We start from the raw sequence: 12,158 nt of genomic DNA, 5'->3' as shown, positions 1-12,158 counted from the left end.
TTCACTTATATGATTTACTACCGTTATTTTCAAAGACTTAAGTTATGATGCATACTGTATATTCGTTAACCTCATATACAACACCTTAAATCTTCCCCTTTATACATACGATTACTTGAGTTCATCGCAGCTACAACCAAAGCTTTTCATGTATAACTGGATTGGTCTATATGGTTGTCATCGACTTGATCATAGCAAATCAAACCGATCGGAGTGAAGAGGCAAAAGCCAAAAAAATGAAAGTTTTGTAAAGTTTTTATTCGCTGCAATTTGCCTTTTCATTTCTTAGGTTACTAATTGATGCTAATGGCACATCCATTATTTTAGCAATGACAGATAATGGCACGCCAATTTTTGACATTGCAATTGCTTCTTGTAATTTCTGTTCATCAGTTAATCCATGACTTGCATCCATTGCATTGCTCCTTATCGTATGAGTTTTAGCTTTAATTTAAAAAACAATATTATCGTATTGGCTCCCAGCGTTCTACTTTAAGCTCAATATCTTTATGATAGCCAGATTCAGTTTTTAACATCTCTATCCAATCTACAATAGCCTCATGCAAAGCCATTGTTTCTTTCGCCTCAGCAAGATTACTTAATCCTACTTTGATGGCGCAACGCTCAATATAAATATTGGCATCATTTGGTTTTGAGAATTTGCAGTTGAGATGACACATCCAGGCTTTAATTTTTCCTGACTTGTTACGCGCCTTTGCTTTCTTCTTGGTTGCCAAAAATATTAACCTATTAACCTACAAAGCTATATTATATATGACTTTGACTAAAATGAATATGCTTAATCCTTTTTGCTAAAAGATCATTGATGGTTAACACAATTATTTCCTGTTTTTCGACCACGATCGTGGTTAAAAAAACGGAAAAACTTCCATATCTCGAGTGTATTGAGTTTAAGAAATCTAACTGTATTCAGACCATTCTTCTAAAAGAGGACTTTTTCCCAATTCTTCATTCTGTTGTTGTAATTCCTTCAGTGAGTGCCCCGTTTTTTCAAGATATCTATCCATTACATCTTTACAAGTCATTTTATCGTCACCTTTCTGAATGATTCTAAGAAAATCAACGATCAGCTTATCACATTGATGTCTTTCTTCCATTGTCCTGAAAGTCTTTGCAATATATTCATCAAGGTGACTAAAATCATCGCCAGTTAATGCAGTTGGTCTTAAGTGTGATGCCATTTTCTCAATCCAATCATACATAAATTCATCAGCACGCTCTTTTTTAGTTGAGTCTTTCATGCGCTTATTTAAAGAATCAATATATTGTTGGCGTATTTCTTTAGCAAATCCAAATAATTTTTTCAAAGATACGTAACATGCGTGAACATTACCTTTGTATCCAACATAAGATATAGAGTACCTATCAGGCTGAGCTTCAATATCAAAAAGCTTAATTGGTTTTGTGCCATAGATACAGGCTATCCCAAAAAATATAGGCTTTAAATTGATAAGCCAATCCACTGAAAAAGGGAGCAACTCAGAATGTGTTATTTCATCATCATCGTTATCAACGAGTTCTTTTTTTGATAAGGAAAATTCAAAAAAGGAAATGGTACGGGCAATCATGTAAGGTGGCATGCCAACATGAAGGCCTTTGAAGTAATCAACGGCATGCGCTTCGATTTGTTTTTTATAGTCGGTTGTTGACGTTTCCATATCGTAATTCAACATAGTATTAATGTTTATTAATGCTGTGTTTTTTTGTCGATTTCATTTTTAAGCTTAAGTACTGTGTCAAGGTCAAGGCTAGTGTACTTGCCAACCATATCAACTGATAAACCATCAGATAGCATAGTGCGTGCTGTCTCCTGCTTACCTTTCAACTCACCTTGCTTTTCCCATTGTTGTGCTACCGTCATGACATCACCTTTTAAATCTGGTTTACTATCGATAATTCTATCATAAAATGCGTCAGTTTCCATATCCGAATATTGCGACATATAGCGAATCAAAACCTGTCGAGCAAAATGATCGTAAGCTTCAATCTGATTGATAGCAATGCCAAGTTTGCCATCAATATTCTTTTCTCTAATTGCTTTTAATATCAACTCAAAACCAGCAATGAAGCCATGTTCTAAAATTTCTTCGTCACTGTAACGGTTAAGATCGACAAATTGCGTAGTAAAAGCATATTTTTGAGCTAATACCTTATTGGCAAAATAATCATTGATGTTAAGACTATGACTAAATGGCTTTTGATTGGCGTAGTAAATAATTGATACCACTAAAGGCAAGTCTTTTGTTGTTTTGTGTCGCTTAATGTAGTCAAGCAAATAAGATGTTTGGTAATGGCGAGTACGAATAACAATCGTGCCATCGTCTCCTGTTTGAGACTCAATGTGTACAAAGACAGCGCCATTTTTACCGTCCTTGAATTTAAAGAGAAAAGTTAAGTCGGACTGCTCTTTAGTTTTCTTATTTGCTTTTTGTTGCTGACGAATATGCTCAACATTAGCTGATTCTAATATAACACTATCCCAGTCAATCAGGCTTGTAAGCTCGGCTGGCATGTAATTTTGCAGAAAAGAAATTGCAAAATCTCTATTACTGATTAAATCTTTAAACACCCCATCATGACGATCGGCCATTATTCTGTTTCCTCAACTTTTTTCTTAAGCGCTTCTTTGCCAAAGGGAACGGTTGCTGAAGGCACAAGCATAATCATCTCTTCATGGAAACATAATTTATATAAATCAGTAATCATTTGTTTATAGTCAACATTTGTAGCAATGCCTTGTTGTTTTTTATCGATATAGTTTGATGCTATTTCTTGTAATTGCTGTGCTTCTTTTGACTGTGAATCTAAAGACACTGGTATAGAAGCTCCTGTTGACATTATGTAATCATCACAATCTATAAAGTTAGCAATCATTCCATACGCTAGACCATTGTCCTTGATTGTTTTATTGAAGCCATAATCAATTAAAAGATATTCCTTTGAAGTCAGTATATCGCGTACCAAAACCGTATCATCACCCTCAACATCAACAGCACGTACAAACTTAAACGATGCTTCTGAAAACTTTTTAAATTTTGCACAGTCAGACTCTGAGTACTCGTGCCTTAATTTTTTATATGCTCTTTGAATAGCAGAGTAACCATCCCTATTGTAATTGTATAAGCAATGGTCTACTAATACATTCATTTCATGTTCGGTATTGATCAATAATGAGCTATCACCCTGCAATAAGGACAATCGTTTAGCACATCGGAGCATATCATCTTTCAAAATAAAAGTAATAGCCTGTTGGTATATCCTTTCTTTTCCTATTTTACGCATGCCATTATAATCAGTAATCATTTCAGCAGAAGCTCTCATAAATATAATTCCTTAATTTTCTTGAATGTATAATAACATGCTTTGCTTTGAGGATATATGACCACATACCGCATAGCTGGTATTGCATCTGACTTATTGAAATCCAGTATACCCGTTTATAAAACATAAATTATAATATGAGTTTTGAGACAGTTTTAACGATTGATTTAGCTGTTTTGTCGCCTGTATCACAAACGATCGTTTGCGATACAGAGAACAAAACTTATTTTCATGATTTTTCTGTACGTATATAATGTTTTCTTATAGAATTCACCGCCAAAGTTGCATGTACGGAAGCATAATTGATAATGACCACATACAAATTCAGGAAAAATGCCACTATAGGCAATCTTGATGCGGAAAACGATAGCTATCTTGATGAATGTTTTTTAAAGTCAGAAATGTATGACACATTATTGAAGTTTGATAAACAAAATAATGACTTTACACGTAGAATTATTGTTGGTAGAACAGGGTCAGGGAAAACAGCTTTACTTAAAAAACTTTCCAATGATCAAAGTATTAAAGAAAATGCCATTATAGAAGCTGAATCAACAGTTTTTGAGCATATCCAGAATAATATATTTATTTCAAATTTAATGAATAAAGGCGTTAATTTGCGAGTGTTTTACAAATCTTTATGGATTCATGTTCTTTTGGTTAAAATTATTGATTTATTATATAATCATTCAGGCACTAAATTTTATGATCAACTTAGTAACTATCCATCTTCCAAAAAGAAAAAATACAATATCGAACTAGCTAGAGAGTATGTAGATAAATATAGAGACAATTTTTTTAATGATAATATCGTTTCTGAGATTACTGAACGTATGGAAAAAGAACTATCAGGTAAGTTAGGCATATTATCATCTGTTGGGTTTGGAGGAAATTCAACCAGTGAATCAATCGAAACCATACAACGAGAAACAGCTACATACGTAAGTAGTGAACTACTAAAAAAGCAGAAGGAGCTTATTAACCTAATTAAATCAGAGTTTAATGATGAGAAACTGCAGATAAGAATTATTATAAGTATTGATGACCTAGATAAATCTTGGCTGAGTGATACTGATGTTAGATATAATTTCATTAGCTCATTACTCGATGCTTTTAAGGATTTATTAGATATAAATTCGGTTAAAATATTAATTTCAATACGCACTGATATACTTATGGGGATATATGCCAATAATTTAAGGCAAGAAGAAAAAGATCGGTCTTTAATTATCCCAATAAGTTGGAATGAGACTGAAATAAGAGAGATTCTAGATAATAGAGTTAACCTTTTAATTCGCAACTTATACTCTAAACAAGAGATCGTGAAATTTGCTGATATTTTTAACTTTGAAGTTAGAGGGGAGAAGGCTGATTCATATATAATAAAACGAACGATGCTTAGGCCAAGAGATGCTATAGATTTTGTAAATCAATGTCTATCAGAAGGTGATGGCCACACAGAACTAAACCAAGAAATGGTTTTAAAAGCGGAAGAAAATTACTTCTCATCAAGGAAAAAGGCATTAGTAAAAGAGTGGGTAAGTTTATACCCTCACATCAAAGAGTATATAGATTGTATTTCATATATTGAAAATATAGAGTTCACACATGATGATGTCAATCAAGCAGTGCACAATAATATTGTTAATTATCTGACACAATTTAATAGCAGGGTAGATGATGAGCGTCATACAGAAATTGTTTTTGAATTTTCAGAACTAATTCGAGTCTGGTTTGTCATTGGAATTCTAGGTATAAAAAAACATGAAAATTTAATCATATATGCAAATTTTGATAAGCCAGAGTTAGATATAACAGATATGGGAAATGCTTTTATAATTCATCCACTATTTTATCGCGCAAATTCTTCAAAGGTAAAACAAAAATCTCTTGAAGCTACCGCATAATAAACTATGTAAAAACGATCGTTTTACGATAGTCAAAATCTAACCTCTAAATATCACATTCAAATCAGCTTAAAGTCTGTTTTTACGTTATACTATTGCGTTTTACATAATAAAAAGCTAATATTATACAGTTCCCTATATTTATGTATAACAAATAAGTGAGCTATCCAGATGAAGTTATCAGAATTGACCATTATCCAAAAAAATGACCTTTATCGAAGTCTAAGAGTTAGTATTACGCACCATTCAAACGCAATTGAAGGATTAACACTAACCTATGGGGAAACAAAAAGACTCTTAGAAAGTGGTGTGACCGCGCCCAACAAACCACTACATGAGCAACTCGTTATTCTAGGCTTTGCTGATGCCTTCGATTTTGTGGTACGTGAAGCGGAAAACACGGGGCACCGCTTTGATAATGATTTTATAAAAGATATTCATGCCATCCTTTTTGATAAGGCGCTTAAGGTTTCACCCGAACGCATTGAGCGACCTATTGGTGCTTGGCGTAAAGATGAACGTCAAATATTAGGTGTTGATATCCAGCTCTCATCACCCAAAAATATAGACCAGGATATTGGCAACCTACTCTATCGCACAGAAGCCAATATGGATATACGTATGATTGCTGATTTTCATATTATCTTTGAACGTATCCACCCTTTTGCTGATGGCAATGGTCGCGTTGGTAGATTACTAATGACTTATCAAGCAATCAAAAATAATTACTTGCCACCATTGATCACAAACGACCATCGTCAGGAATATTTGACCTCTCTTAATAATATTGATGCACATGCTCAATTTATTGAATCAGCGATTGAGGAAACAATGGAGCTTGTCAGTGGTCAGTAAAAAATCAGAAAATCCAACTGCTAAAGTGTTTGCTTATGCTCGCGTGTCTACACGTTCGCAAAAAACAGACCGCCAAGAAGTTGACTTAAAAGAACATGGCTATGATGAAATTTTTATCGATAAAACCTCCGGCTCAACCACTAAGCGCCCTGCCCTTCAGGACATGCTATCGCGCTTGCGTGCTGGTGACACTGTTATTGTTCATAGCTATGATCGATTAGGTAGATCAACTAAGGATTTGTTTGATCTCATTGAACATTTTAAAGATACCAGGGTGATATTTAAATCACTCAAAGAGGAAGTTGATACCTCTACTGCGATGGGTGAGTTATATTTCACTATATTATCAGGCATTGCCCAATTTGAGCGTAATAAGTTAAGAGAAAGAACGATTGAAGGATTAAGGGCATCCCCTAATAAAGGCGGTAGACCTAAAGGGCAAGCCAAAGAGACTCAGCAAAAATGCTTATCCACTTATAATGATTATATGAACAGTGAAACCAAATCAATCCGCCAGGCGCTGAAGGAAAATAATGTTTCACCACGTACTTATTATAAATGGTATAACCAAAACAAAGATAAAATTAAAAGATAATTTATTTAAGTACAGAGAATGAAGCTTCTCTGTACTTAAATTCAATTCGGCAGTGAAATGCAAATCTTAGTTACCAAGATTTTAGCTGGCTAGCTGGGTAAAATAGAATATATTATAATCATTAATAAATGTAAGTCGCAAATAATATTATTAAAGTCATAGCTTTTCTGTGACATATAAAATTGCACAAATGCTCTAAATAAAGGACATATTACAATATTAAAAAATATAAGTCGCATAATGTCGCAATTTAAAAACGAAAGATAATCGCTTGTGCTTTAGTGTCTTGTAGGCTGTCTCCATGCTTGCTGTCGCAAATGTCGCACACTCAATCTTAAAAATGTTAAATGATGTTGTTTTATATATTCAAAGCACTTTGTAGTTGCCTAGCGTTAAGTATTGCGTAAAACAACTAGCTCAACAAGGCTATCATGCTCCCTTAACAGCGACGCTTTATGCTCTCGTTCTGTTAAGATTGTTAGATCAAAGTCGATAGCTAGTTTTTCGCCTAACTCAAAAAACGTATGGCATAGATCCGCATGAAGCTGACCTAAATCTTGACTAGCGTTGCTAACGACTAATAAAAGGTCACAATCATTAGCATGGCTACTTCGGAAAAAAGATCCGAAACCATAAACACTAAGTAGATCTTTCTTTTGTGTATGGATAAATTGGATTTCCGTCTTCATCTCTTCGGTGGTAAGCCCAAAACTCATCTTTATATAAAGCTCCTGATAGTTCGCTAGCATTAAATAGTCCTATATTTTTTGATATGCATAGTTGCTTGGCTTCTTCTGTGTAGCCGTTCCAGTTACCACCAACAGAAATGTAGTTTACTTCTGGGAATTCCTTTAAAACTCTATGCACAGCAGCTTCACCTAATGCATATTCGTCTAAGCATATAAGAACGATAGAAGAACTATCTTTCCTATCAAACTTCATAATGATATCATCATGCCTGCTGTAGTTAACTACGTTGCCATGATTTTGAATAGCGTCCTCTAGCCAAGTAATACGACTATATGAGACGCCCCAATTGTTAGAACTACTTGACATTATAAAATACCTCCGAAAACTCAATAGGGAACAGTTGATAGTTGTCGAGCGTGTGATATACATGATTTTCATAAGACTTAACGTGAACTCTAAATTGTTCAATCACTTGAATAATTGATACGTTTTCAATAAGTTCTTGATTCGAATCGATAATGTTTAGTATTTTCCTATTGTTGGGTAAGATGGTGTCTATCCGTCGTAATTCCCAAACCAAGAATGCATTGGACATTGGATCTGCTTGTGCGACTTTGCTCGCTGGGCCAAAAGCGTCAAATACAGTTTTATTTTCAATCAATATTTTGGCGACAGCTAGGCAAAGTTTCTTAAAGTTATCGAATTTTTCAGTCTTACCAGCGCTACTTATTTTAGATTCATGATCCTTCTTAAATTCATGTAGCATTTCAACTGTATAAGTGCCTTCAGGAGCTTTATCTATGTGGGTATGGTGAGTGGGGCAAAGCAAAATAAGATTGTCATATGTATCAGCGCCTCCTTCGTGAGTTCCACGTGCAGCGGTGGGTTTTCTACCAATTACATGAGCCATTTCTCCTACGACATAATTACCATTTTCAACCAACGATGTCAGATCTTCACCGCAGTCAGGCATAGAGCATCTACCTCCTGCTCTACCCCAAAGAATCTTTATTTCTGATGATCTAATAGCCATTCTGATTTCTCTCCAAACAACGAAATTTTTAGTAAGACTACCTTTCATATAATGCATTTGCAGTATATGAAACACAAGAAATATTAGTATTTTGAATGAACAAGATTGACCTAGTGAATCCATGTATGTCGCGCAAAACTCTGGGTGTTCACTTGCAAATCTATCCATCCATGAGGCGAAAGAACTTTCCATATAAAGCGTTATATCTGAGGGTGAGTATTGGATGTGTTGTTGACTTTTATGCATTATGACCCTTACATTTTTTATAATCAATTTACATGGCTTTATGATTTTTTTCTTAGTTGTACAAACCATCTGCAATCATTTCTGCTTGCTTTAAAACGGTATCTGTCGCTAGTTTTTGCATATCAGGTGGATAGCCAAACTGACGTAAAGTACGTTTAACGGTTACTCTTAATTTGGCTCTCACAGACTCTTTTTTTGTCCAATCTATTGAGGCTGATGACTTCAAACGGTTATAGAGCTCGACGGCTAACGCCCTTAGTTGTTCGGTTTGCATGACTTCTTTAGCACTTTCATTCTCAGCAATCGCGCAATAAAACGCATACTCGTATTCCGTCAGCCCAAGGTTTTTATTTTCATCATCCATTTTGCGCATCTCTTTGGCGTGTTTAATTAACTCTTCCAAAAATTCAGCCGACGTAATCACTTTGTTATGATATCTTCGTATCGAAGACTCGAGCATCTCCTGAAATGACTTTGCCTGAGTAATATTCTTTTTTGAGCGCACCCTAATTTCTTCATTTAAGAGCTTTTTCAATGTCTCCAATGCAATGTTTTTATGTTGATAATCCTGTACTTCTGCTAAAAATTCATCCGATAAGACCGATATATCTGGCTTTTTAATCCCACTGGCATCAAAAACATCAATAATTTGCTCACTGATTAAGGCTTTATCAATTACCTGACGAATAGCAGTTTCCATTTCATGATCGGTTTTACCCTCTCCCGTTACGTCAAATTTTGCAAACCGGGCTTTAATCGCTTGGAAAAATGCTACTTCTTCTTTTACATCGATGGCTTCTTCATGAGGAATAGCAATAGCAAAAGCTTGTGACAAGGCAGTGACTTCATTGATAAATCTCTTTTTACCCTCTTCTAAACCAAGGATAAAGTCCTCTGCTTGAAGAATGATGCTCAGCTTTTCTCTGGTGTCTGCATCAAAGTAGCGTTCATAGTTAAACCCATGAAACATTTGCGAGACCACTTCCAATTTTTCTAGCATTAATGCAACCGCTTGTTCTTGAGCTTCCGCTGGATCTCCTTTGCCGCCGCTGTCATTATAGAATGATAATGCTTTTTTCAAATCACTGGCAATACCTAGGTAATCGACAATAAGCCCTGCTGGCTTATCCTTATAGACTCGATTAACTCTTGCAATTGCTTGCATAAGATTATGCCCTTGCATTGGTTTATCAATGTAGAGGGTATGCATCGAAGGCGCATCAAATCCAGTGAGCCACATATCGCGTACAATCACCAATTTTAATTCATCTTGACTGTCTTTCATTCGATTGGCTAACATGCGACGTTGTTTTTTGCTCGTGTGGTGTTTGCTCATTTCAGGACCATCACTTGATCTTGCTGTCATGACAACTTTAATCACACCTTTGCTCAGGTCATCATTATGCCAATTTGGACGTAAACGAGTAATTTCATCATATAGCCTTACCGCAACTCGACGACTCATGGAAACAATCATCGCTTTGCCATCACAGACTTCTTGACGTGCCTCATAATGCGCAATGATATCTTTGGCGATTTCCTTGATGCGACTTTCACTGCCAATCAACGCCTCCAGGCGTGTCCATTTTGCTTTTGGCTTTTGCAGTTCTTCAAGTTCGCTAATCTCCTCGTCAAGCTCTTTAACAAGTACCTTGCCTTCATCGCTTAAATTGATTTTAGCTAAACGTGACTCATAAAAAATAGGAACGGTTGCACCATCTTCGATCGCTTGTGAGATATCATAAACATCGACATAATCACCAAATACCACCGAGGTGTTTTTATCTTTTGCTTCTACGGGTGTCCCTGTAAAACCAAGGTAGGTTGCATTAGGTAATGCATCACGTAAATATTTGGCAAAGCCATAAACCGTCTTTTTGCCAATAATATTGCCCTTGTCATCTTTCTCATCTATTGTGTTGGCTTTAAAGCCGTATTGTGTACGATGCGCTTCATCAGCGATGACAATGATATTATTGCGCTGGGATAAAAGCTCATAAACATTACCTTCTTCTGGTTGAAATTTCTGAATCGTAGTAAAAACAATCCCGCCACTTTCAACTTTGAGTAATTGTTTTAGTGTTTCTCGACTATCTGCTTGAACAGGTGGTTGTCTTAACAAACTTGTTGAGTTAGCAAACGTATCGAAAAGTTGATCATCTAAGTCATTTCTATCGGTAATAACCACGATCGTTGGATTGTTTAAAGACAGAACAGCTTTGCCCGTATAAAAAACCATTGACAATGATTTACCACTGCCTTGGGTGTGCCATACGACACCACCTTTTTTATCACCACCCTTTTGGCTTGCCTGAACGGTACGCGCAAGTGCTTTATTCACCGCATAGTATTGATGATAAGCAGCAAGTTTTTTAATCGTGAAAATCTGTGTTTGCCCTTGTTCATCTTGGCTTTGGTCTTTCTCGAAAACAATAAAGTTACGTATCAAATCGAGTAAAGTTGATGGGTTTAGCATTCCCTGTATCAAGGTCTCTATCTGCGGGATAATTTTTGAGCTTTCAGTCTGTCCATCGCTTGATTTCCAACTCATAAATCGACTAATATCAGCTGAAATTGTGCCAGCACGCGCTTCTAATCCATCGCTTATCACACAAAAGGCGTTATATTTAAATAAGCTTGGTATTGTTTCTTTATAGGTGCGTATTTGTTCAAAAGCATTATAAATTGTCGCATTTTCATCAGTAGGATTTTTTAATTCAAGCACCACCAAAGGCAGTCCATTAATAAAAAGGATTAAATCAGGGCGCTTATTCTGTCCATTTTCAATGATGGTAAACTGGCTAACAACAGCAAACGTATTATGTTTAGGATCGTCAAAGTCAATGACTTTGATAATCTCCCCACGTGTGTTACCGTCTTGGGTATACTCAACTTTTATTCCTTGGGTGATGTACTCATGTATTGTTTCGTTATCGGTTAAAAGCTCATCTGAAGAAACGCGTAGCAGCTTTTTTATTGCATCATCAATCAACTGTGGTCGTGCACGAGGATTAAGCTGCTGCAAGCACATCATTAGTTGCTCACTCAACACCACATCCTCAAAGCTTGAGCGTATTGGATAATCATCATCAGGTGCCACATCTGGTGCGTGTATATGCTTAAACCCAAGGTCTTTAAATAGATCAATTGCAAATGCTTCAATATTATCTTCTTTCATATTATGTCCCTATTCTTGGCGATAACATATTCATAATCAGTTTAATCATCAGGTCTTTTTGCTTAGGGTCTGACTCAGCAACCAAGAGTGTTAAGGCTGCAAGCCCCGAATCATTAATGATAAAATCGCCTTTGTCATTGACTAAGCGATTGTTACGATTTAAAAAATCCGCAAATAAGAATGCGGCACTTCTCGGCTCAATCCTTATTTCCGTTGGACGGGTTAAATCTGTTATAATTTTGTGATATTAACTTAAACCGAAAGAACTTAAAATGCTCACGAAATTGGATATGGTATTACCTGTTGAATTGC

At 35.8% G+C, this 12,158-nt stretch carries 11 protein-coding genes; 3 read left to right on the top strand and 8 right to left on the bottom strand.

Features of this window, described 5'->3' with window-relative positions:
- Positions 1 to 256: 256 nt before the first annotated feature.
- The 5 genes from IE867_RS11215 to IE867_RS11195 form a co-directional block, all read right to left on the bottom strand.
- Positions 257 to 415 carry a hypothetical protein gene (locus IE867_RS11215; protein WP_192484808.1) on the bottom strand — a complete coding sequence of 53 codons (159 nt, stop codon included), beginning with the start codon at positions 413 to 415 and terminating at the stop codon, positions 257 to 259.
- Positions 416 to 464: 49 nt separating this feature from the next.
- Positions 465 to 737: a hypothetical protein gene (locus IE867_RS11210; RefSeq protein ID WP_192484807.1), complete on the bottom strand. Its 273-nt coding sequence runs from the start codon at positions 735 to 737 to the stop codon at positions 465 to 467.
- A gap of 183 nt (positions 738 to 920) precedes the next feature.
- Positions 921 to 1,679 (bottom strand): DUF7168 domain-containing protein, encoded by a 759-nt coding sequence (locus tag IE867_RS11205; RefSeq protein WP_192484806.1) that lies wholly within the window; start codon positions 1,677 to 1,679, stop codon positions 921 to 923.
- A gap of 29 nt (positions 1,680 to 1,708) precedes the next feature.
- Entirely contained in the window at positions 1,709 to 2,611 is a 903-nt protein-coding gene (locus IE867_RS11200; RefSeq protein WP_192484805.1) for an Rpn family recombination-promoting nuclease/putative transposase, read from the bottom strand.
- The gene (locus IE867_RS11195) at positions 2,611 to 3,342 is read right to left on the bottom strand and encodes a hypothetical protein (protein ID WP_192484804.1); all 732 of its coding nucleotides are present in this window, start codon (positions 3,340 to 3,342) and stop codon (positions 2,611 to 2,613) included. The genes IE867_RS11200 and IE867_RS11195 overlap by 1 nt, the downstream gene beginning before the upstream one ends.
- A gap of 308 nt (positions 3,343 to 3,650) precedes the next feature.
- Here IE867_RS11195 and IE867_RS11190 point away from each other — a divergent pair, with 308 nt between their 5' ends.
- From IE867_RS11190 to IE867_RS11180, 3 genes are all read left to right on the top strand, one after another.
- A complete protein-coding gene (locus tag IE867_RS11190) occupies positions 3,651 to 5,249 on the top strand; it encodes a P-loop ATPase, Sll1717 family (RefSeq protein ID WP_192484803.1) in 1,599 nt (532 codons plus the stop codon).
- 171 nt (positions 5,250 to 5,420) lie between these two features.
- The gene (locus IE867_RS11185) at positions 5,421 to 6,104 is read left to right on the top strand and encodes a Fic family protein (RefSeq protein ID WP_192484802.1); all 684 of its coding nucleotides are present in this window, start codon (positions 5,421 to 5,423) and stop codon (positions 6,102 to 6,104) included.
- Positions 6,094 to 6,699 carry a recombinase family protein gene (locus IE867_RS11180; protein ID WP_192484801.1) on the top strand — a complete coding sequence of 202 codons (606 nt, stop codon included), beginning with the start codon at positions 6,094 to 6,096 and terminating at the stop codon, positions 6,697 to 6,699. Before IE867_RS11185 ends, IE867_RS11180 begins: the two co-directional genes overlap by 11 nt.
- 639 nt (positions 6,700 to 7,338) lie before the next feature.
- Here the strand turns inward: IE867_RS11180 and IE867_RS11175 are convergent.
- Genes IE867_RS11175 through IE867_RS11165 form a run of 3 tightly spaced genes read right to left on the bottom strand, consistent with a single transcriptional unit; the run spans position 7,339 to position 11,846 of the window.
- Positions 7,339 to 7,755, bottom strand: coding sequence for a hypothetical protein (locus IE867_RS11175; RefSeq protein ID WP_192484800.1), 417 nt, complete (start codon positions 7,753 to 7,755; stop codon positions 7,339 to 7,341).
- Complete coding sequence (locus IE867_RS11170) at positions 7,745 to 8,668, bottom strand: HNH endonuclease (RefSeq protein WP_203250305.1); 924 nt, start codon at positions 8,666 to 8,668, stop codon at positions 7,745 to 7,747. Before IE867_RS11170 ends, IE867_RS11175 begins: the two co-directional genes overlap by 11 nt.
- Positions 8,669 to 8,720: 52 nt before the next feature.
- Positions 8,721 to 11,846, bottom strand: a complete 3,126-nt coding sequence (locus IE867_RS11165) for a type I restriction endonuclease subunit R (protein WP_192484799.1) — start codon at positions 11,844 to 11,846, stop codon at positions 8,721 to 8,723.
- Between the last annotated feature and the right edge of the window lie 312 nt (positions 11,847 to 12,158).

This window comes from Cysteiniphilum marinum, from assembly GCF_014857925.1.
Taxonomy (GTDB): Bacteria; Pseudomonadota; Gammaproteobacteria; order Francisellales; family Francisellaceae; genus Caedibacter; species Caedibacter marinus.
The sequence above is the reverse complement of the archived record's forward strand: the minus strand, read 5'-3'. Positions and strand labels throughout refer to the sequence as shown.